At 67.2% G+C, this 21114-nt stretch carries 17 protein-coding genes; 5 read left to right on the forward strand and 12 right to left on the reverse strand.

Translation table 11 applies throughout. From position 1 onward, the window contains the following. Window positions 1–6 precede the first annotated feature (6 nt). From VM780_RS14775 to VM780_RS14795, 5 genes are read left to right on the forward strand one after another with little or no spacing between them, the layout of a single operon-like run. Window positions 7–2946, forward strand: a complete 2940-nt coding sequence (locus VM780_RS14775; RefSeq protein WP_325448627.1) for a formate dehydrogenase subunit alpha — start codon at window positions 7–9, stop codon at window positions 2944–2946. Window positions 2947–2959: 13 nt separating this feature from the next. Beyond that, window positions 2960–3556, forward strand: a complete 597-nt coding sequence (gene fdh3B / locus VM780_RS14780) for a formate dehydrogenase FDH3 subunit beta (protein ID WP_325448629.1) — start codon at window positions 2960–2962, stop codon at window positions 3554–3556. A 59-nt stretch (window positions 3557–3615) separates the two neighbouring features. After that, the gene (locus VM780_RS14785; protein ID WP_325448631.1) at window positions 3616–4638 is read left to right on the forward strand and encodes a formate dehydrogenase subunit gamma; all 1023 of its coding nucleotides are present in this window, start codon (window positions 3616–3618) and stop codon (window positions 4636–4638) included. Between the two features lie 49 nt (window positions 4639–4687). Then, window positions 4688–4927, forward strand: a complete 240-nt coding sequence (locus tag VM780_RS14790; RefSeq protein ID WP_325448633.1) for a hypothetical protein — start codon at window positions 4688–4690, stop codon at window positions 4925–4927. Window positions 4928–4983: 56 nt separating this feature from the next. After that, entirely contained in the window at window positions 4984–5577 is a 594-nt protein-coding gene (locus tag VM780_RS14795) for a hypothetical protein (RefSeq protein ID WP_325448635.1), read from the forward strand. A 144-nt stretch (window positions 5578–5721) separates the two neighbouring features. On the opposite strand, the gene fdhF is transcribed toward VM780_RS14795, so the two are convergent. The 12 genes from fdhF to VM780_RS14855 all read right to left on the reverse strand — a co-directional run bounded on the left by fdhF (window position 5722) and on the right by VM780_RS14855 (window position 20564). After that, a complete protein-coding gene (fdhF, locus tag VM780_RS14800) occupies window positions 5722–8697 on the reverse strand; it encodes a formate dehydrogenase subunit alpha (protein WP_325448637.1) in 2976 nt (991 codons plus the stop codon). 70 nt (window positions 8698–8767) lie between these two features. Continuing rightward, a complete protein-coding gene (locus VM780_RS14805) occupies window positions 8768–10486 on the reverse strand; it encodes an NAD(P)H-dependent oxidoreductase subunit E (RefSeq protein ID WP_325448639.1) in 1719 nt (572 codons plus the stop codon). A gap of 71 nt (window positions 10487–10557) precedes the next feature. Further along, window positions 10558–10872 carry a hypothetical protein gene (locus tag VM780_RS14810; RefSeq protein ID WP_325448641.1) on the reverse strand — a complete coding sequence of 105 codons (315 nt, stop codon included), beginning with the start codon at window positions 10870–10872 and terminating at the stop codon, window positions 10558–10560. A gap of 467 nt (window positions 10873–11339) precedes the next feature. After that, complete coding sequence (locus VM780_RS14815) at window positions 11340–12122, reverse strand: ABC transporter permease (protein WP_325448643.1); 783 nt, start codon at window positions 12120–12122, stop codon at window positions 11340–11342. A gap of 47 nt (window positions 12123–12169) precedes the next feature. Then, window positions 12170–12358 carry a hypothetical protein gene (locus VM780_RS14820; protein WP_325448645.1) on the reverse strand — a complete coding sequence of 63 codons (189 nt, stop codon included), beginning with the start codon at window positions 12356–12358 and terminating at the stop codon, window positions 12170–12172. A 295-nt stretch (window positions 12359–12653) separates the two neighbouring features. Next, window positions 12654–13940, reverse strand: coding sequence for a cytochrome c oxidase assembly protein (locus tag VM780_RS14825; RefSeq protein ID WP_325448647.1), 1287 nt, complete (start codon window positions 13938–13940; stop codon window positions 12654–12656). Beyond that, entirely contained in the window at window positions 13928–14380 is a 453-nt protein-coding gene (locus VM780_RS14830; RefSeq protein WP_325448649.1) for a hypothetical protein, read from the reverse strand. Before VM780_RS14830 ends, VM780_RS14825 begins: the two co-directional genes overlap by 13 nt. Before the next feature lie 3 nt (window positions 14381–14383). Next, window positions 14384–14980 (reverse strand): cytochrome c oxidase subunit 3, encoded by a 597-nt coding sequence (locus tag VM780_RS14835; RefSeq protein ID WP_325448651.1) that lies wholly within the window; start codon window positions 14978–14980, stop codon window positions 14384–14386. Next, on the reverse strand, window positions 14973–16925 hold the full coding sequence (ctaD, locus tag VM780_RS14840; RefSeq protein WP_414652828.1) for a cytochrome c oxidase subunit I: 1953 nt from the start codon (window positions 16923–16925) through the stop codon (window positions 14973–14975). The genes VM780_RS14835 and ctaD overlap by 8 nt, the downstream gene beginning before the upstream one ends. A gap of 15 nt (window positions 16926–16940) precedes the next feature. Then, window positions 16941–18008 carry a cytochrome c oxidase subunit II gene (gene coxB, locus VM780_RS14845; RefSeq protein ID WP_325448653.1) on the reverse strand — a complete coding sequence of 356 codons (1068 nt, stop codon included), beginning with the start codon at window positions 18006–18008 and terminating at the stop codon, window positions 16941–16943. A gap of 13 nt (window positions 18009–18021) precedes the next feature. Continuing rightward, window positions 18022–18669: a c-type cytochrome gene (locus VM780_RS14850; protein WP_325448655.1), complete on the reverse strand. Its 648-nt coding sequence runs from the start codon at window positions 18667–18669 to the stop codon at window positions 18022–18024. Window positions 18670–18755: 86 nt separating this feature from the next. After that, the gene (locus VM780_RS14855; RefSeq protein ID WP_325448657.1) at window positions 18756–20564 is read right to left on the reverse strand and encodes a methanol/ethanol family PQQ-dependent dehydrogenase; all 1809 of its coding nucleotides are present in this window, start codon (window positions 20562–20564) and stop codon (window positions 18756–18758) included. Between the last annotated feature and the right edge of the window lie 550 nt (window positions 20565–21114).

Genomic DNA, 21114 nt, shown 5'->3' on the forward strand with positions numbered 1-21114 from the left:
GCGGCCATGCTGATCAAGCGCAAGAATGGCGGCGCGGCTCCCACCAGGCTCCAGGCGGCGGCCGCGGGATTGGCGGCCGGCGCGGTCGACCGCCGCGGCTTCCTCCGCAGGTCCGGCCTGACGGCGGGCGCGCTGGCGGCGGCCGGCTCGATTCAGCTCGGCGCGGTGCGCAAGGCGCAGGCCGCGGGCTCCTCGGCGGTCGGCGACGACGTCGTCATCAGGAAGAACGTCTGCACCCACTGCTCCGTCGGCTGCACGGTCACTGCCGAGGTGGTCAACGGGGTGTGGGTCGGTCAGGAGCCCTCCTGGGGCAGTCCGATCAACCGCGGCACGCATTGCGCCAAGGGCGCGGCGATCCGCGAGCTCGTCAGCAGCGACCGGCGGCTCAAATACCCGATGAAGCTCGTTGGCGGCGAGTGGAAGCGGATCTCCTGGGACGACGCGATCAACGAGATCGGCGACAAGCTCACCGCCATCCGCGAGAAGAACGGCGCCGATTCCACCTACTGGCTCGGCTCCGCGAAGTTCACCAACGAGGCGGCTTATCTGTTCCGCAAGTTCGGCGCGTTCTGGGGCACCAATTCGGTCGACCATCAGGCGCGCATCTGCCACTCGACCACGGTCGCGGGCGTCGCGAACACCTGGGGCTATGGGGCCCAGACGAACTCCTACAACGACATCCGCAACTCCAAGACCATGATCATCATGGGCGGCAATCCGGCGGAAGCGCATCCGATCTCGATGCAGCACGTCCTGTCGGGCAAGGAGCTCAACCGCGCCAACATGATCGTCATCGATCCGCGCTTCACGCGGACGGCGGCGCACGCAACCGAATATGTCCGGATCCGCTCCGGCACCGATATCCCGGTGATCTGGGGCCTGCTCTGGCACATCTTCGAGAATGGCTGGGAGGACAAGGAGTTCATCCGCCAGCGCGTCTACGCGATGGATGACGTCCGCAAGGAGGTCGCGAAGTGGACGCCTGACGAAGTCGAGCGCGTCACCGGCGTGCCCGGCGAGCAGCTGAAGCGCGTCGCCGAGATGTTCGCCAAGCAGAAGCCCGCCACGCTGATCTGGTGCATGGGCGCGACCCAGCACACGGTCGGCACCGCGAATGTCCGCGCCTTCTGCATCCTGTGCCTCGCGACCGGAAACGTCGGCAAGCCGGGCACGGGCGCCAACATCTTCCGCGGCCACACCAATGTGCAGGGCGCGACCGACCTCGGGCTCGATGTGACGACCCTGCCGCTCTACTACGGGCTGGTCGAAGGCGCCTGGAAGCACTGGGGGCGGGTCTGGGAGGTCGAGTACGACTGGCTGCAGTCGCGCTTTGACGAGGTTCCGGCGATGGCCGGCCGCAAGGCCCGCACCCGCAAGGAGAACATGGAGACGCCGGGGATCACCTCGACCCGGTGGTTCGACGGCGTCAACCTCCCCGCCGAGCAGATCGACCAGAAGAGCCCGATCCGGGCCATGATGGTGTTCGGCCACGGCGGCAACACCGTGACGCGCATCCCCGAAGCCATCGAGGGCATGAACAAGCTGGAGCTGCTGGTCGTCGCGGATCCGCATCCGACCACCTTCGCAGCGCTCAACGCGCGGCAGGACAACACCTACCTGCTGCCGATCTGCACCTCGCTCGAGATGAACGGCTCGCGCACGGCCTCGAACCGCTCGCTGCAGTGGGGCGAGCAGATCGTCAAGCCGGCCTTCGAGTCAAAGACCGACTACGAGGCGCTCTACCTGCTGGCCAAGAAGCTCGGTCTCGCCGACAAGATGTTCAAAAACATCAAGGTCGAGAACAACGTTCCTTCGGCCGAGGACCTGCTTCGCGAGATCAACCGCGGCGGCTGGTCAACCGGCTATTGCGGCCAGAGCCCGGAGCGGCTCAAGGCGCATATGAAGAACCAGCACAAGTTCGACCTGGTGACGCTGAGGGCGCCGAAGGACGATCCGGAGGTCGGCGGCGACTATTACGGTCTGCCATGGCCATGCTGGGGCAAGCCCGAGATCCGGCATCCCGGCTCGCATGTCCTCTACAACACGAACCTGCACGTGAAAGACGGCGGAGGCACCTTCCGCGCGCGCTTCGGCACGGAGCGCAAAGGCGTCACGCTGCTTGCGGAGGACAGCTTCTCCAAGGGGTCGGACCTCACCGACGGCTATCCTGAATTCACCATGGCGGTGTTCAAGAAACTCGGCTGGGACAAGGATCTGACGCCCGAGGAGATGGCGGTGATCCAGAAGATCGGCGGCGACAAGATCGACGCCGTGAGCTGGGCCAACGACCTCTCCGGCGGCATCCAGCGCGTCTGCCTCGACCATGGCGTCACGCCCTATGGCAACGGCAAAGCCCGCGCCAACGCCTGGAACCTGCCCGATCCGGTGCCGGTGCATCGCGAGCCGGTCTTCACGCCGCGGCCCGACCTCGTGTCGAAATATCCGACGCGGCCTGACGAGCGGCAGTTCCGCCTGCCGAACATCGGCTTCACGGTCCAGAAGGAAGCGGTGGAGCGCAACGTCGCCAAGGATTTCCCGATCATCCTGACCTCCGGCCGGCTGGTCGAGTACGAAGGCGGCGGCGAGGAGACGCGCTCGAACCCCTGGCTCGCCGAGCTGCAGCAGGACATGTTCGTGGAGATCAACACCGGCGACGCCAGCGACCGGGGCATCAAGGACGGCCAGTTCGTCTGGGTCGACGGCCCCGAGAAGGCCAAGGTGAAGGTCAAGGCGCTGGTAACGGACCGGGTGGGCAAAGGCGTCGCCTTCATGCCCTTCCACTTCTCCGGCTGGTATCAGGGCGAAGATATGCGCCGCTACTACCCGCAGGGCGCCGACCCCGTCGTGCTGGGCGAGAGCGTCAACACGATCACAACCTACGGCTACGATCCGGTGACCGGCATGCAGGAGCCGAAGGCCACCCTGTGCCAGATCCGAGCGGCATGAGGAGCGACGCGCAATGGCCCGGATGAAGTTCCTCTGCGACGCTGACCGCTGCATCGAGTGCAACGCCTGCGTCACCGCCTGCAAGAACGAGCACGAGGTGCCGTGGGGCATCAACCGGCGCCGCGTGGTGACGCTGAACGACGGCCGGCCCGGCGAACGGTCGGTGTCGATGGCCTGCATGCACTGCACCGACGCGCCCTGCGCGGCGGTGTGTCCGGTGAACTGCTTCTACACCACGGCCGACGCCGTGGTGCTGCACTCCAAGGACATCTGCATCGGCTGCGGATACTGCTTCTACGCCTGCCCGTTCGGCGCGCCGCAATATCCGCGCGTCGGCAATTTCGGCTCGCGCGGCAAGATGGACAAATGCACCTACTGCTCCGGCGGGCCGGAGCCGGATTTCTCAGTCGCCGAATACGAGAAATACGGCTCGAACCGGCTGGCCGAGGGCAAGCTGCCCCTCTGCGCCGAGATGTGCTCGACCAAGGCGTTGCTCGCCGGCGACGGCGAGATGATCGCCGAGATCTACAAGCAGCGGGTGGTCAAGCGGGGCTACGGCTCCGGCGCCTGGGGCTGGAAGACGGCGTATCGCGAGACGGTGACGATCTGAACCGCCCTGCGGGCGCTCGCGCCCGCGCGGCCATGAAGACGCGTTCGGGAGGACGGCCGATGCGCTCAGCGTTGAAGCTTCTCAGCACTCTTGTCGTCGCCGTGACGCTCGCGGGCGCGCCGGTCGCGGTCGGCGCGGCCTTCGCGCAGAACCCGACGCAGGTCGGCGAAAACCCGTCCGGGGACAACCCCACGGCGGATTCGGTCAACGAGGAATACCTGTTCAAGCAGGATTCCAAGATCCACGGCCGCGTCAGCATTCCGGACCAGAAGGCCGCAAACCTGATCCAGCCGCAGGGTCGCGAATACCGCGCCTTCCATGAGCGCTCGCTGCCCTGGATCGCCGGCGTGGTGATCCTCGGCATGATCGTCGTGTTGGCCGCGTTCCTGCTGATCAAGGGCCGCATGGCGTCGCCGCGCAGCGCGGAGAAGATCACGCGCTACAACGCGTTCGAGCGCTTCAACCACTGGATGACGGCCACCTGCTTCATCGTGCTGGCGCTGTCCGGGCTGAACTACATCTTCGGCAAGCGCCTGCTCATGCCGCTGATCGGTCCGGACGCTTTCGGGACGGCCTCACAGCTTGCGAAATACGCGCATGTCTACCTGGCATGGCCGTTCATGCTGGGCGTCCTGACGATGCTGTTCGTCTGGGTGAAGGACAACATCCCGAACCGGATCGACTGGGCGTGGCTCAAGGCGGGCGGCGGCGTGCTCGGCGGTCACGCGCATGCGGAGCGCTTCAACGCCGGTCAGAAGGTCATCTTCTGGATGGTGGTCGGCTTCGGCCTCGCGATGGGCGTCACCGGCATCGCCATGCTGTTCCCGTTCGCGCTGGTCGATGTCAACGGCATGCAGCTGATGCAGATCGTCCACGCCTCGATCGGGGCGCTGTTCATCGCTGGCATCATTCTGCACATCTACACCGGCACGGTCGGCATCGAGGGATCCTTCTCCGCGATGGGCAGCGGCGAGGTCGACCTCGCGTGGGCGCGCGCGCATCACGATCTCTGGGTCGAGGAGCAGCAGGCGAAGGCCGGCGGCGGCCCCCGCCTCAAAGGTCATCCGCAACCCGCCGAATAGGCGGACAGGCAAGGCAGCGCAGCCGCGGCGCTTGGGATCGGAGTGAACAATGAAGGCGTTCCTTATCGCGCTCGTCGCCGCCGTCGCGATCGGCTTCGTCGCCAGCGTCGTGCTCAGCGGCAGCCAGCAACTCGCCTATCAGAAGTTCGCCACCTCCGGCGTCCGAATCTCCGAGCCGGGCACGAACCTCGTCGGACACAAGTGGAACGGCGATCCGACGCCGGCCGACTTTACGAACGAGACGAGAGAGAAGGCCGAGGACGCCCGCGCGGACTCCAAGGGCTCCTGAACTGGCCGCCGCTTCGGCGCGCGCCCGCTCATCAGAGGCAGTTTTGAGGACCTGATATGACCAAGCGTCTTTCTGTCGTCGTCCTCGTCGCGGCGACCTTCGCGGCCGCTCCGGTCGTGGCGCAGGAGCCTGCCGCAACGCCCGCGCCCCATGGCCAGCCTGCGGATCTGTGCCAGGAGCTTCTGGCCTTCGTGAAGCCGCCCGCGCCTGCGAACCCGCCGGCGACCACGCCGGTCGACCCGAAGCAGCAGACGGCGGTCTCCGCGCCGACGGGGAAGGGCGAGGAGAAGCCGGGCGGCGCAGCCGGTGGCGTGCAGCAGAATTCGGGCCTCAGCGGGCCGGTCAGCAATGACTCCAAGGCGTCGGGCTCCGGCTCCGGCGCCTCCGGCGGCGACGCGGCCGCGAAGCCCGCCGACGCGCGCCTCGCCGCAAACAGCGCCGCGAAGGCGCCGACGCCGGCCCCCACCACGCCTGCGCCTCCGACCAAGCCCAGTCCGGAGGCTGTGGCGCAGGCCGAGGCCGCGGCGGCGGCCAACGATCCCGCGGGCTGCCGCGCGTCGGTTCAGAGCATGCGGCGCGCGGGGGTGACGTTGCCCAGCCCGCTGCTCGCCCTCGGAGCGCTCGATCTGAAGTTTTTCGCGGCGCGCTGACGCGGTCCCCGTCGCGTCCGCGTTCGCTGGACGTAGCCAAGCTGGCTCCAGCGACCGCCGCCTCGCACGCCAGGACAGCTCAGAACGCAAAAAAAGGCGGGAGGCCGTTCGGCTTCCCGCCTTTTCTGACTTATCGCGCGTCCGCTATTCGGCGGCCATGATGGCCGGCTCGACGGGCGTCACACGCGCCGCGCAGAACTTGAACTCGGGGATCTTGCCCATCGGGTCGAGCGCCGGGTTCGTCAGCAGATTGGCGGCGGCCTCCGCGTAGCAGAAGGGCATGAACACCATGCCGATCGGCACGTCGCGGTCGGAGCGGACCTTGACCACAACGGCGCCGCGGCGGGTTTCCAGACGCATCGACTGACCGGGCTCGAGGCCGAGCCGGTAGAGCTCCTTCGGCGCCAGGAAGGCGACGGCCTCCGGCTCCAGCGCGTCGAGAACGCCGGCGCGACGGGTCATCGACCCGGTGTGCCAGTGCTCCAGCACGCGTCCGGTGGACAGCACCATCGGGAATTCCGCGTCCGGCACCTCGTCGGGCGGCACGATGTGCGCCGGAACGATCTTCGCGCGCCCGCTCTGCGTTGGGAAACCGGCGTAGAAGATGATCTCGTCTCCGGGCTCGTCCGGCGCGTCGACCGGATAGGTCACCGCGCCTTCGCGCTCCAGCCGCTCCCAGGTGATGTTGTTGAGCGACGGCATGACCTGCGCCATCTCGGCGAAGATGTCCGCCGGACCCGTGTAGTTCCAGTCGAGCCCAAGCCGCTTGGCGAGCTCCTGGATGATCCACCAGTCCTGCCGCGCGTCGCCGGGCGGCGAGACCACCGGCCGCGCGATCTGCACGCGCCGGTCCGTGTTGGTGAAGCTGCCCGCCTTCTCGGCGAAGGCGGAAGCCGGCAGCACCACGTCGGCGTGGAACGCGGTCTCGGTGAGGAACAGGTCCTGCACGACCAGATGGTCGAGCATCGCGAGCGCGTGGCGCGCATGGTTGAGGTCAGGGTCTGACATCGCGGGGTTTTCGCCCTCGACGAACATGCCCTTGATCTCGCCGGCGTGGATCGCCCGCATGATCTCGACGACCGTCAGGCCCTTCCGCGGGTCGAGCTTCTGGCCCCAGAACTCCTCGAACAGCTCGCGGACCGCGCCCTTTTCGACATCCTGATAGTCGGGATAGACCATCGGGATCAGTCCGGCGTCCGAGGCGCCCTGGACGTTGTTCTGGCCGCGGAGCGGATGCAGTCCGGTGCCGGGCCGGCCGATCTGGCCGGTGACCAGCGCCAAGGCGATCAGGCAGCGCGAGTTGTCCGTGCCGTGCACGTGCTGGCTGATGCCCATGCCCCAGAAGATGATCGAGGCGCGCGAGCGGGCGTAAAGCCGCGCGACCTCACGTAAGGTCTCGGCGTCGATGCCGCAGACGCTCGCCATCTTCTCCGGCGTGAACTCGACGATCTTTTCCTTCAGAGCCTCGAAGTTCTCGGTGTAGCCGGCGATGTACTGCTCGTCGTAGAGCTTCTCCGTCACGATGACGTTGAGCATCGCGTTGAGCATCGCGACGTCGGAGCCCGGCCGGAAGGCGAGGTGCTTGTAGGCGTGGCGCGACAGCGCCTGGCGGCGCGGATCCATCACGATCAGCTTTGCGCCCCGCTCCTTCACCGCGTTCTTGATGAAGGTGGCGGCGACCGGATGGTTCACGGTCGGATTGGCGCCGATGATGATGATCACTTCGGCGTCGAGCGCGGCCGAGAACGGCGCCGACACGGCGCCGGAGTTTAGACCCTCCATGAGGGCCGCGACCGAGGAGGCGTGGCAGAGGCGCGTGCAATGGTCGACATTGTTCGAGCCGAAGCCGAGCCGCACCAGCTTCTGGAACAGATACGCCTCTTCATTCGAGCCCTTGGCGGAGCCGAAGCCGGCCAGCGCCTTGGGGCCGTGCTGATCGCGTATCGCCTTGAGGCCGCCGGCGGCGCGGTCGAGCGCTTCCTCCCACGTGGCCTCGCGGAAGTGTGTCCACGGGTTGGCGGGATCGACCTCGTCGTTGGCGTCCTTCGGCATGTTGTCGAGCCGGATCAGCGGCGCGGTCAGCCGGTGAGGGTGGTGGACGTAGTCGAAGCCGAACCGCCCCTTCACGCAGAGCCGGTTCTGGTTGGCCGGACCGTTGCGGCCCTCGGCGTAGACGATCTTCTCGTCCTTGACCTTGTACGAGACCTGGCAGCCGACGCCGCAATAGGGGCAGAGCGAGTCCACCTCGCGGTCGGGATACACGGTGCGGGTCTGCTCGGCGTCCAGATAGGCGGCGGGCATCAGCGCGCCGGTCGGGCAGGCCTGCACGCACTCGCCGCATGCGACGCAGGTCGAGCCGCCCATCGGATCGTCGAAGTCGAACACGACCTTCGTGCCGGCCGAGCGGTACGCCATGCCGATGACGTCGTTGACCTGGACTTCGCGGCACGCCCGAACGCAGAGATTGCACTGGATGCAGGCGTCGAGATTGACGCTCATGGCCGGGTGGCTGATGTCGCTCGACCACCGCTCGGCGGTCGGGAAGCGGCTCTGGTCTACATTGACGAAGTCGGCCTGCGCCCAGAAGTGGGACGTCGGGTCGTGGGAGGTCTCACGCTCGGGCTGGTCCGCGACGAGGAGCTCGAGCACCATGGCCCGCGCCTTGGTCGCGCGCTCGGTCGCCGTCTTCACCTTCATCCCGACGCCGGGCGTGCGCTTGCACGAGGCGGCAAGGACGCGCTCGCCCTCTATCTCCACCATGCAGGCGCGGCAATTGCCGTCGGGCCGATAGCCCGGCTCCGGCTTGTGGCAGAGGTGCGGGATGTGCGTGCCGAGCCGTTTGGCCACCGACCAGATGGTCTCGCCGGGCTGCGCCTCGACCTGCTGCCCGTCGAGCTCGAAAACGATGCCGGGAGCGGCGTCGGCGCGCTTCTTGATGCCGTCGAGCCCGCTCGGCCCGGGCGACGCCTGGCCGCCCGACTTGGTTCCTACCGAATAGGCGCCGCCGGCGTCGGGGCGATCTCCCGAGGCCTGGCCGCCGGCGTCCTGCACGCCGGGCGCGCGGAACTCCGCCTTGGACGAACCGATCTCGTCGCTGCTCTTGTGGCCGTCGTCGTTCATGATTCCGCTCCAACATCTGGCGTCGGAAATAGATCAGAGCCGCCCGAAGCGGCGGCGCAGGTTTGTTCGTTCACTCGGCGGCGATCGACCGGGGCGCCGGGAACAGATCCGGGAAGAACCGGATCACGCTCGTCAGCGGGTTCGAGGCCGCCTGGCCCAATCCGCAGATGGAGGCGTCGCGCATGCATTGCGACAGCTCTCCCAGCAGTTCGGTGTCCCAATCGCCCTGTTCCATCAGCATGCGCGCCTTCTGCGTGCCTGAACGGCAAGGCGTGCACTGGCCGCAGGACTCGTCCTCGAAGAAACGCATCAGGTTCAAGGCGGCTCCACGGACGTCGTCCTGATCCGAAAGAATCACCACGGCGGCCGAGCCGATGAAGCAGCCGTACTTTTCGAGGGTGCCGAAATCGAGCGGGATGTCGTTCATGGAGGCCGGCAGGATTCCGCCGGAGGCGCCGCCCGGCAGATAGGCCGCAAACACGTGACCGTCGGCCATGCCGCCGCAATATTCGTCGATCAGCTCCTGGATGGTGAGGCCCGCCGGCGCGAGCTTCACGCCGGGCTCCTTCACGCGGCCGGAGACCGAATAGGAGCGCAGCCCGACGCGGTCGTTACGGCCGTGGCTCTTCCACCACTCCGCGCCGCGCTCGATCAGGTCGCGGACCCAGAACAGGGTCTCGATGTTGTTGATCAGGGTCGGGCGGCCGAACAGGCCGACCTGGAACGGGAAAGGCGGCTTGTGCCGCGGCAGCCCGCGCTTGCCCTCGAGCGACTCGATCAGCGACGATTCCTCGCCGCAGATGTAAGCCCCGGCGCCGCGCCGCAGGTGGATGACCGGACCGCCCGCAGGCAGCTTGGCGATCTCGCGCGTCAGGATCTCGCGCGAGATCGGGTACTCGTCGCGCAGATAGATGTAGACGTCTGTCGCCTCGACGACATGCGCGCCGATCAGCGTGCCCTCGAGGAAACGGTGAGGGTCGGTGTTGAGGTAGAGCTGGTCCTTGAAGGTGCCGGGCTCGCCCTCGTCGCCGTTCACCGCCATCAGACGCGGGCCGGGCTCGCCGCGCACCGACCGCCACTTGCGGCCGGTCGGGAAGCCGGCGCCGCCGAGGCCGCGCAGGCCGCCGTCGTCCAGAGCCGTCAAAACCTCGTCGATCGAGAGCGCGCCGCTGCGCAGCCGGTCGAGCGTCGCGTAGCCGCCGTCGCGGCGATAGGCGTCGTAGTCGACATAATCCGGCACATGCGCGTGGGTGTCGCCGGCGGCCACTGCGGCCGCCACGGTTTCCGGCGTCGCCCGGTGCAGGAAGTTGTGGCCGACCTCGACCGCCGGCGCGTGGTCGCACAGGCCGACGCAGGGCGCGCGCACGACGCGCACGTCGCCCTTGAGGTCCGCCTGCAGCGTCTCCAGCAACTTCTCCGCGCCGAACATCGCGCAGGTGATGCTGTCGCAGACCCGGACGGTCAGCTGCGGAATGTCGGCCTCGCCCTCCCGCACCACGTCGAAGTGGGCGTAAAAGGTCGCCGTCTCGTACACTTCGGCGAAAGCGAGCCGCATCTCGTCAGCGAGCGCCGCCAGGTGGGCCGCGCTGATCTGCCCATAAGTGTCCTGGATCAGGTGCAAATGCTCGATGAGAAGGTCGCGCTGGCGCGAGCGGTCGCCGAGCAGCGTCTCGATCTCGACCTTGGCGCGCGGTTCGACCTGGCGGCCCTTTGGCACCGGGCGAGCGGCGTTCCGGCCGCGGCCGGGATGCGAAAAACGCTGGACGTTCTGGTTGTTAGCCTGGCTCATATCGCTACGTACGTTCGCCGCATTTGGAAATTCGGAGCGGTTCTACCGCACCGGCGCGCAATCGTCAGAAATTACTGACCCCCGAAGGCCCTCAACGGATGATCAGCCTCGGAGCGGTGCTTCATGGCCACGGCGCCGGCCTGTTCGTCGATCCGGTCGACGCGCGGCCCCACCACCGAGCGCAGCCGGACCTCGAAGGCGTCGAGCGCCTCATTCGCCCGCTGAACCACGTTCGCCGTCTCTTCGCCCGCCTGAGGCGCCAGCGCTTCGCCGAGCGCGGTGCGAATCTCCTCCCGAAGATGCTCCGTCAGAGGCGGTCGCGCCTCCGCCGCATAGGCGTCGGTGATGACGGCCGGCCAATCTATGGAACTTCGCGGATCGCACATCGAGAGCGGTTCTCCAAGCCTCACACCACCAACCCGGGATCGCGGACCTCGCCGCGGCGCGCCGCAGGCGGCGCTCCGGTCATTTCACCCGCGTCTCAATATGGAGCAGCAGTTTGCAACGGCTCTAACGTTAGCAGCGATTGCGGCCGCTGGCCATCACATCTGGCATGCCAGAGCCATATCAACTCGTCGAACGCCGACGCTTCCGCCAGGTGCGGCCTCCATGAGACGCATTTTTGGCTCTCCCGGGCATTCTGGGCCGCGCCGGTCCCGCGGGTATGTAAGAACCACCGACGCAGTGACTGGCGCAAGGAGACGTCGCGCGGGACTTGGGCGGGAGCGGAGCCCTCCCGCCCAAGACATCAACGCCGCATGCGCACGCTGCCGGGGCGAGTCCTAATCAGGCGCCGCCGGTAGGCGGTTTATCCGATTGGACCTTTCAGGCGAGAGGCGAGCTCTCGGACGTCTCAGCGGATCGGGGCGCGATTGAAGTGGTGGCGCGTCACCCGCTCTCCTGCCAGGCCGCACAAAATGAACGTAATTGACACAGAGAACAAGTAGAAAAGGTCAAGATTTGCGCATACGTATCCCTTATAAAATCCCTCTCTGAACCACTCGATGCAATGGACAAGCGGATTCCAGAGAAGCACCTGACGCAGCTGAGGTGCAACCCTATCGATAATCATCGAAAATCCGGACGTTATAAAGATAACCAGCATGATGATGTGCTGGAAATGAGAGATGCCGGGAGCGGCGGTCAGCAGCAGAGCCAGCATCAGGCCGAAGCCGAATGAGAACAATGCTGCGGCAAGAAACGCCGCGATGCATATCAGGGGGCTGTTCGGCATAACGTCGTAGCCAAACAACCCAAGGATGAAGAGAATAAGAAGCATTGCGACGGCTGATGTCGCCGTATTCAGAAGCCAGGCGGCGTAAGCCGCATCTATCCTGAACAGCAATGCTGATTTTGTTCGTTTGCGAACTGCCCGGGCGACGCTTTGGGAGGTGGTGCGCCAGCCGCGCGCGATCACGACGCCGGTGGCGTAGAAAACCTCGTAGCTGGTTCCGATCGGCGGGTGGTTGTTGTCCTTGCCGCGGATCGCGAACTTCAGAACGAAAATCCAGATGATCGGCTCGAGAATCGCCCAGATGTAGCCGGCGCGGGATCCGGCATGTTGGGTGCGGATGCGCTGCACGATGAGCGCGAACACCACCCTGGCCTGGAGCTTCGCGGAGGCTGCTATGTTCATGTGGTCGTCCCTTTGCGCGAAACCGCGGCCTTGAGGCTTGGGTCGGTCTAGCGCTCATCGCTCAATACGGCGCACACCACGATGGTGGCCAGGAGGCCGAAAGCCATCATGGCGCCGAAGCTGACCAACACCGGGTTATCGAACCCATAGTGGATGTTCAGCTGGTGAAGGCCAGCCAATATCAGCAGCAGGCCCACAACGAACAGAGCAGCCAGAGCAGCGAGCTTAGCGACCATCGCCGACCAAGTCCTCTTGGCACGGGTCCTCAGCGCAAGACGCGGTTTCGGTGAGCCGTGCTCCAGTAGGGGAGAGGGCTCTGCCCACTGTAGCCCGGCAGGCGCAGGGCGCACGACGGTCGTCCCCGCCGTGACGATCAACTTCCCGTTGGACGGCGCGGAGCGAACAATCGGCGCCGCCCGGATGCGAGCACGCATCAGGTTCATGCGCCCAGCTTAGCGGAAGGCAGCCGAAACTCGAACCCGCCGCGCGTCCACACGCGGGATTTTTGCCGGAGTTGGCCCGGAGCCGCGCCTACTTCAGCGTGTAGAGATAGGCGGCGACGTCCCGCGCCTGCTGGTCCGAGAGGCCGGTGTCGGGCATGCCGGTCCCCGGCTCGACCAGCTGCGGGCGGCGCAGCCAGAGGATCATGTTGTCAGGGGTGTTGCTGAGCCGGCCGGCGAGCAGGATTCGTCGGTCCATGTGGTCGAGCGGCGGCCCGACGAGGCCCTCGGCGCCGTCGACGCCCGGGATCATGTGGCAGGTCCCGCAGCCGGCGGCGACGATCTGGCGGGCGCCGCGCTCGGGATCGCCGCCAGGAATTCTGTGGGCTTCGCTCGCCACGCTCTGGTCGTCGCATCCCGACAGAACCATCAGGCAGGCGATCGCCGTCGAGGCGAGGCCGGCGAACCGCGCGGCGCGGGCGCCAGCCCGCTCCTCGGCCGCCGCCATCCATTTGACGAACAGGATCATGATCGCCGCCACATAGGCGAACCCGGCCGGGACCCACATGATCAGGCCGGCGAGCTGCTGGTCCTGCAGCGCCGTCAGGCCCCAGAGCGCGGCGCTTTGCGCGTGGATCCCGTAGAACGGCCTGTCGGTCAGCACCATGAGCGCGCCGGGCAGCCCGCTCAGCACCGCCGCGGTCGCGACGAAGATCAGCCGGCCGCCATAGCCGAGCCGCCCCGTGTCGCGCTCCATGACCACCGACCAGAAAGCGAAGGCGCTGACGAAGAAGCAGATGTGCTCGAAGATGTGCAAGCCCTCATGGCGCAGCGCCCATTCGTAAGGGCCCGGCAGGTGCCAGAAGGCGAACAGGCCGCAGAACCAGAGCCAGACCGAGACCGGCGACGACAGGGCCTGGATCATACGGCCTGCCCCGGCCGCCCAGAACCGCCCGAGCCTGCGGCGGCCGCCCGGAGGAAAGCCCCAGAGGAACACCAGATGAGGCCGCGCCAGCACGAACAGCGGCGCGGCGACGAGCATGAGGATGAGATGCTGGACCATGTGCACGGAGAAGAGGTCCGCGCTGAGCGCGTCGATCGGCGATTCCAGCGCGATCAGCAGCGCGACGAGCCCAGCCAGGAATGCGGCCAGCTCGCGCAGCCGGATCAGCCGCTCCGAGCGAGCGCGCATGTTGAGAACGCCGCGCAGGTAAAGGATCGAGGCGACGCCCATGGAGATCGTCACCCAGGGCTCGAAGGTCCAATCCCAGAGGGCCGATGACAGCGGGCGCCCATACCCCGCATGCGCCGCGGCCGGGCCCGACGCGCAGGCCAGGCCGGCGGCGGCGACGACGAGAATCCGGGTCAGCTTCCGCATAACGGCACGCCCATCAGCGCGATGGTGTCGAACAGGATCGCCAGCGCGAACCAGACGCCGGACCACAATCCGAACACCGCCAGGAAGCGGGTCCGGCCCTCGCCGGCCTCGACGGCGTGGTGGTGTCCGCCCTCGGACTCGCCGCGGGTCTGGCGCCAGATCCAGTAAGAAAATGCGGTCGCGGCCACCGCGAGCACGAGCGTCGCGAGGTTGATCGCAAGCGACGCGCCCCAGGTCCATTCCCAGCCCGGCAGAGCCGCCTGGAGCGGCGCGGCCCGGGGATAGCATGCGTGGCTGCCCAGCGCGTAAACGGCGCACAGCTGCAGGAACCACGCGGCGGGCGCGGTGAACAGGGCTGCGGCGAGCCACTCGATGCGCGCGTGATGCGCATGCGGGGCGGGATGTTCGACCGGATAGGCGTCAAGGACGGAGCGCGTCATGGCTCAGCTCAACCGTGGCGTGACGTAGAAGGTGAAGAACAGCGTGAGCCACACGGCGTCGACGAAATGCCAGTAGATCGCGCCGATCGAGACGGCCGCGTTGCGCCGCGCGTCGAAGTAGCCGAGCAGGGTCCAGAGGAGCAGGACCGCGAGCACGATATCGCCCGCGATCACATGCGCCATGTGGAACCCGGTGATCGTGAAGAACAGCGAGCCATAGGAGCTCGAGGCGATGGTGAAGGACTGCTCGCTCCATTCGAGCGCCTGAACGGCGACGAACCCCACGCCCATGATCAGGGCGGCCGCCAGCCCGAGCGCGAGCCGCCGACGGTCGCCAAGCTTCGCGCCCTGCTCGGCCCACCACACCGCGACGCTGCTGAGCAGCAGCAGCGCCGTGTTCGGCACGGAGAGATGGAGCTTCGGCAGGTCCGGCGGCAGGAACGCGCGGCCGTACTGCACGGCGAAGTAGTAGTAGCTGAACAGCAGGTATGAGAACAAAGCCCCTTCGGTCATGATGACCGCAAGCATCCCCCACCAGCCGGAGGCGCGATGGCCGATGCTGCCGATCGGCAGCCGTTCGAGATCGGTCGCGTCAGCCATGCGACGCCTCCGCCCGCTGGCCGAGCTCGCGCTCCGGCCACAGCCAGATGATGGTGGCGGCGAGCAGCAGCGCGGCGCAGACGCCTGCAAACATCCACCAGTGGAGCAGAAGGCCGGCGAAGGCCGCCGTCATTACGATGGTGGCGACGAGGGGGCTGAGCGAGTCCTCCGGCATCTTGAGGATCGCGTCCGGCTCGCCGTCCAGCGTCGAGGTCGCGAGCGCCTCCTTGCCGTGGTCGAGCACGACGCCGCGGCGGATCGACGAGCGGCCGAGCCCTTCGTCGAGCCGGTCCTCCCAGAGCGGGTGGCGGCTTGCGACGGCGGGAATGACCGGGAAATTGTAGGGCGGCGGCGGCGACGGCGTGGACCATTCCAGGGTCGGCCCGTCCCACGGATTCGGGCCGGCGACCCTGCCGTTCCGGCGGCTGAGCGCGATGTTGGCGAGGAAGATCAGGATCCCGGCTGCGAGTACGAACGCGCCGATGGTCGTGATCAGGTTGACGGTGTCCCAGCCCATCCCTTCCGGATAGGTGTAGATGCGCCGCGGCATGCCGGCGAGGCCGGTCCAGTGCATCGGCAGGAACGCCATGTTGAAGCCGATGAACACCGTCCAGAAGGACCAGCGGCCGAGGCGCTCGCTCAGCATTCGACCGGTCATCTTCGGGAACCAGACGTGCAGCCCGCCGAGCACCGGGAACAGATTGATGCCGATCAGCACGTAATGGATGTGCGCGACCACGAAATAGGTGTCGGTCAGCTGACGGTCGGCGGGCACCGCGGCCGTCATCACGCCCGAGACGCCGCCGATGACGAACATCGAGACGAAGCCGGCGAAGTACAGGAAGGCGGTGGTGAACACCGGGCGTCCCGCCCAGATCGTGGCGATCCACGCGAACACCGCGACGGCGCTCGGCACTGTGATGATGAACGACGCGCCGCTGAAGAAGGACAGGGCGAGGAACGGCAGTCCGGTCGCGAACATGTGGTGCAGCCAGACGCCGAAGCCGAGCACCATGGTGGTGATCGTGGCGAGCACCACCACCGTGTAGCCGACCAGCGGGCGGCGGCAGAAGATCGGCAGGGCGTCGGAGACGATGCCCATCGCCGGCAGCACGATGATGTAGACCCAGGGATGGGCGAACATCCAGAACAGGTGCTGCCAGAGCAGCGGCTGCCCCTGCCCGTCGGGATTGTAGAAGTGGGTTCCGAACTGCCGGTCGAGCCATAGCAGGAAAAAGGCGAGGCTCACCGCCGGCACGGACAACAGGATACCAACCGAGGTGGTCGTCGTGCCCCAGGCGAGGATCGGGACGCGGTTGATCGACATGCCCGGCGCCCTGAGGCGTAGGAAGGTCACCAGGAAATTCACGGCCCCCGCCGTGGTGGACACGCCGAGCAGGATCATCCCGAGGGCGTAGAAGTCCATGTTCGGGTTCGGGTTGAACTGCTTCAGGGCGTAGGGCGCGTAGTTGAACCAGCCGTCGTTCGGCGCGGCCCCGATCAGGAAGCTCGCATACATGAACAGCCCGGCCGCCAGATAGGCCCAATAGGAGAAGGCGTTCAGCCGCGGAAACGCCATGTCGCGCGTGCCGAGGATCAGCGGGAACAGATAGATGCTGAACCCGGACAGGATCGGCTGCGCGTACAGGAAGATCATCGTGATGCCGTGCATCGAGAAGATCTGGTTGTACTGCTCCGGGCTCAGCAGATGCTCGTTCGGCTGGGCGAGCTGCAGCCGCATGATCAGCGCCTCCAGGCCGCCGAGCAGCAGGAAGGCGAAGGCCGTCACCAGATAGCGGACGCCGAGTTCCTTGTGGTCGACGGTCGACAGCCAGCCGATCAGCCCCGGCTTGGTCTCCCATAGCGCATGCAGCCTCGAGGCGGCGGGCGAGTCGTAGCCTGCGGTCGCGAACTCCGGCGCACGATCGTAGTCGATGACGGCCAAGGCTCAGCTCCTCCGCTAGTTCAGCGTCGCCAGATAGGTCTGAACGCTGGCGAGCTCGGGGCCGGAAATGCCGAGGTTCGGCATCAGATTGCCCGGCTTGACGTGCTGCGGGTCGGCGACCCAGCCGGAGAGATGTCCGGTATCGTTAGGCAGCGTGGCGGCGGCGATGGTGCGCCGGCTCATCAGATGCGACAGATCGGGGCCGAACCTGCCGCCGGCGCTGGTCCCGCGCACGCCATGGCAGGCGCCGCAGCGCTGCAGAAAGACGCCTTCCGCCCGCACGAGCTCCGACTTTTCCGGTTCGGCGGCGGGCGTGAGTTGGCCGTCCCACCACGCCTTGAAGCTCGCCTCGTCTTCCGCGACCAGCACCAGCCCCATATGGGCGTGCTGCTTGCCGCAATATTCCGAGCACTGGCCGCGATAGATCCCCGCCTTGTCGGCCTGGAACCAGGTCTCGTTGGTCTGGTTTGGGATCAGGTCGATCTTGTCGCTGACCGCCGGGATCCAGAAGGAGTGGATCACGTCGGCGGTCTTCACCCGGACCCGAACCGGCTTGCCGACCGGCACGTGGATCTCGTTCGCGGTGTCGAAGACGCGCGATGGATCGTCGCTCTGATATCGGACCTGCCACCACCATTGACGGCCGGTCACCTCGATGGTCACCGCAGGATTCTGGGAGGGCGCGCGGATGGCGGCCATCGTGTAGGCGGTCCACGCCATCGAGCCGATCAGCGCGACCGTCGAGACCGACACCCCGATGGTGATCCAGGCGACGCCCCGGCCGCTGCGCGACACCGGCTCCTGCTCGATGTTCCCGACCGGGGCGCGGGATCGGCGAAGCAGCGCGCCGACCACCACCAGCGCGCTGGTGATCACCACCACGACGATCGACAGGATCAGCAGCGCCCAGGTCAGATGCGCGATCTCGCGCGTCTTGACGCCGAAGCCTTCCAGATAACCGAGCGGCGTCTCCGCCGAGGCTGCGACCGAGCAGAGCGCGTCGGCCGTGACCGCGGCGGTCCAGGCCGCGGGCCAGCGGGACCGTCTTCGTCTTGGGTTCGAAACTGGATGGGGCCGGGTCATGGGCGCTGCACTCTCAGCGCGCCGAATTCGGCCTTTGGCCGTGGCTGAAGCTCTGCGTCTGCGACCACGGATCGATCGAGGCGCCGAACTCGGTCGGGACCTGCTCGACCTTCATCGTCTCGGCGGAGACGGTCACGCCCCATTTCTGGCCGGGCCAGGGCTTGCTGATGCCCTGGATGTAAGTGACGAGGTCCCAGATGACGCTGTCGGGCACCGTGCCGCCGAATGTCGGCATTCCGCCGGGCCGTCCCTGATAGATCGACAGGTAGATGTTCGCTGGCTCCGAGCCGTAGATGAACGGCGCGTTGCTGAGCGAGGGGCCCATGCCGCCGCCGCCATTAGGCGCGTGGCAGCCGGAGCAGTTGAAGGCGTTGAAATACTGCATGCCGCGGGTCGCGGCCTCTGCGTCGCCGGCCACAGGGTTGGCGACGCCCGGCTTCCGCTTCACCACGCCTGGGAAGACATTGGTGACGGGCGTCTGCAGCAGCCGGGCTGCCGGAGCGCCGCCGGCATAGGAGCCCGTGTCCTCCTCGACCTGTGTCGGGCCGCCGCCTGCGCTGCCGCTCGGCGTCGGCTCCTCGACGACCTTTCCGGAGGGTTCGCCGGAGGACGGCGCCGGCTGGTCGGCCGGCTGCTGCGCGACTGCGAGGCGCGGGAGCAACAGAGTCGCGCAGACCAGAGGCCCCGCCGTCAGCCCCAGGATGGCTCGGGCGCGCGGCAGGGGGGAGGATGTCCTGAGCCCTCGCATCATTGCGGCGCCTCCGGCCGGGGAGCGGGCTGCGCGTTCGGCGGGGCGCCGTCGCCGGGCTTCGGCAGGGCGAACACCATCAGGCTGCTACCGCCGGCGGTATAAAGCGGCAGATCCTGCGTGGCGCCCACAAAGCCGAGCGCGCCGTTGCGGACGTGCGGATCAAGTTCGGCGTTCGCGATCGCGCCCGGCCAGCCGCCGACGCCCGACATGATCGCCACATATTGCGTGCCGTCCGCGCCCATATAGGTGATCGGCTGGCCGATGAAGCCGGAGCCGGCCCGGAACTGCCAGAGCAGCTTGCCGTCGCGGGCGTCGACCGCCTTGAACAGGCGATCCATGGTTCCGTAGAAGGCGACGTCCCCTCCGGTCACGAGCGCGCCGCTCCAAACCGGAAAATTCTCTTTGATGGCCCAGACCTTCTCCCGCTTGACCGGGTCCCAGGCCATGAACTCGCCGCGGTTCCCGCCCGGGCCGGCGTACATGTCGGCCTCGACGCCGAGATACGGCGTGCCCGCGATGTAGCTGACTTCGGAGGTCTTGAAGTTCGCGCACAAATGCTGGTGCGGCACATAGAGCAGCTTGGTCTTGGGCGACCAGGCGGTCGGCTGCCAGTCCTTCGCGCCGGGCGGCGCCGGACAGACGTTCTGGACGTTCCGATTGAGCGAGGGGTGGAGCTCCTCGTTCGGGATGCTGCGCCCGGTCTTGAGGTCGACGCCCTTATAGGCGGTGATGGTGTCGAACGGGTCGGCCGAGATCACCTCGCCGGTCGCGCGGTCGATGACGTACATGTACCCGTTGCGGCCGGGGTGCAGCAGGATCTTGCGCTGCTTGCCGTCGATCTCGAGATCGATCACGAGGCTTTCGTTGATCTCGTCGTGGTCCCACAGATCATGCGGGCTCGCCTGATAGGCCCATTTGGCCTGTCCGGTGTCCGGATCACGGGCGAAGATCGTGGCGGTCCAGAGATTGTCGCCGGGCCGCTGATTGGAGTTCCACGGCCCGGGATTGCCGGAGCCGTAGAAGATCAGGTTGAGCTCGGGATCGTAGGAGACCCAGCCCCAGACGGTGCCGCCGCCGGTCTTCCACTGCTCGGCCGGCCAGGTTTTGACGCCGAGATCCTTGCCCTTCATCCAGTCGTATTTCGGCTTGAAGTCCGGCCCGATCAGCACGTCCTTGTCGGGACCGGTCGAGTAGGCGCGCCAGACGATCTTGCCGGTGTTCTCGTCGAGCGCGGTGAGCCAGCCGCGCACGCCCATCTCGCCGCCGCTGTTGCCGACCATCACCTTCCCGCGCACCACCAGCGGGGCCATGGTGACGGTCTCGCCGCGGTTGATCTCCCCGAGCTGCGTGACCCAAAGCTCCTCGCCGGTCTTGGCGTCGAGCGCGACCGTGTGGTCGTCCAGCGTGTTCAGGAAGATCTTGCCGGCGTCATAGGCCAGGCCGCGATTGACGACGTCGCAGCAGGCGACGCCCGCGGCCGAAGGATTGGGCTTCGGCGCGTAGCTCCACTTGAGCTCGCCCGTCGTAGCGTCGAGCGCAAAGACACGGTTCGGATACGGCCCCGCATATGGCGCGACGACGTACATCATGCCGTCGACGACGATCGGCGCGGCCTCCTGTCCCCGGTCGACCCCGACCGAGAAGGTCCAGGCGAGCTTCAACTGCGCGACATTGCCGGCGTTGATCTGCTCCATCGGGCTGAAGCGGGTGTTCTGGTAGTTCTTCGCGGCCATGACCCAGTTGTGGTCATCGGCCGAAAGCTGCTCGAGGCTGGGCTGCGCCGCCGCAGGTACGGACGCGGCCACAAGGAACGCGGCCGTGGCCAGAGCGCCGCGCAGGCACCTCGTTCGGCCGCCGCGAGGCGGCGTTCGCGGAGAACGGAAAGCGACGGCGGTTTCGCCGAGAAGGCTCCGGCAAGGATGCTTCACCGCTGGTCCCCTACGCGCAGTACGGCCGTGGCGGGCGGGCAGGCTGCGTCGGGCGACGCGGCGCCGGGCGCCGACGGGCAATGAAACAAGGCCTCCGGGGAAATGTTCCCCAGATGGTCGGGTGACCACTCCGCCATTCGCGAAAGCGAGAGCCCCGGTTTCGCCTAGCCGGCTCTAAGTCCAGGCCGACGAGCCGTTTACGCCAGCCCGACGGCAAAACGTCGCAGATCCGAATGCGCCCCAGCCGTCTCACCACTTCCGTCGGGCGCGGAGGCATCGTCGAGGACCAGACGCTTGATCGGCGACGACCGCCGCGCGCGGCGGACGCAGGGCCTGCGGCTGTTCGGACAGCGCCTTGCATCGCCGCACGCGATTTTCGTGGCCGGTGAACTATACTGGGCTGGAGCCCGCCTCACTGCGCCGCGCC

The organism is Hansschlegelia sp. (assembly GCF_035538955.1).
Taxonomy (GTDB): domain Bacteria; phylum Pseudomonadota; class Alphaproteobacteria; order Rhizobiales; family Methylopilaceae; genus Methylopila.

Bases quoted from the DNA above. Each gene is read 5' to 3' on its own strand.
- VM780_RS14775 (WP_325448627.1), top strand. From the start codon at position 7: ATGCTGATCAAGCGCAAGAATGGCGGCGCGGCTCCCACCAGGCTCCAG.
- fdh3B (WP_325448629.1), top strand. From the start codon at position 2,960: ATGGCCCGGATGAAGTTCCTCTGCGACGCTGACCGCTGCATCGAGTGC.
- VM780_RS14785 (WP_325448631.1), top strand. From the start codon at position 3,616: ATGCGCTCAGCGTTGAAGCTTCTCAGCACTCTTGTCGTCGCCGTGACG.
- VM780_RS14790 (WP_325448633.1), top strand. From the start codon at position 4,688: ATGAAGGCGTTCCTTATCGCGCTCGTCGCCGCCGTCGCGATCGGCTTC.
- VM780_RS14795 (WP_325448635.1), top strand. From the start codon at position 4,984: ATGACCAAGCGTCTTTCTGTCGTCGTCCTCGTCGCGGCGACCTTCGCG.
- fdhF (WP_325448637.1), bottom strand. From the start codon at position 8,697: ATGAACGACGACGGCCACAAGAGCAGCGACGAGATCGGTTCGTCCAAG.
- VM780_RS14805 (WP_325448639.1), bottom strand. From the start codon at position 10,486: ATGAGCCAGGCTAACAACCAGAACGTCCAGCGTTTTTCGCATCCCGGC.
- VM780_RS14810 (WP_325448641.1), bottom strand. From the start codon at position 10,872: ATGTGCGATCCGCGAAGTTCCATAGATTGGCCGGCCGTCATCACCGAC.
- VM780_RS14815 (WP_325448643.1), bottom strand. From the start codon at position 12,122: ATGAACATAGCAGCCTCCGCGAAGCTCCAGGCCAGGGTGGTGTTCGCG.
- VM780_RS14820 (WP_325448645.1), bottom strand. From the start codon at position 12,358: ATGGTCGCTAAGCTCGCTGCTCTGGCTGCTCTGTTCGTTGTGGGCCTG.
- VM780_RS14825 (WP_325448647.1), bottom strand. From the start codon at position 13,940: ATGCGGAAGCTGACCCGGATTCTCGTCGTCGCCGCCGCCGGCCTGGCC.
- VM780_RS14830 (WP_325448649.1), bottom strand. From the start codon at position 14,380: ATGACGCGCTCCGTCCTTGACGCCTATCCGGTCGAACATCCCGCCCCG.
- VM780_RS14835 (WP_325448651.1), bottom strand. From the start codon at position 14,980: ATGGCTGACGCGACCGATCTCGAACGGCTGCCGATCGGCAGCATCGGC.
- coxB (WP_325448653.1), bottom strand. From the start codon at position 18,008: ATGACCCGGCCCCATCCAGTTTCGAACCCAAGACGAAGACGGTCCCGC.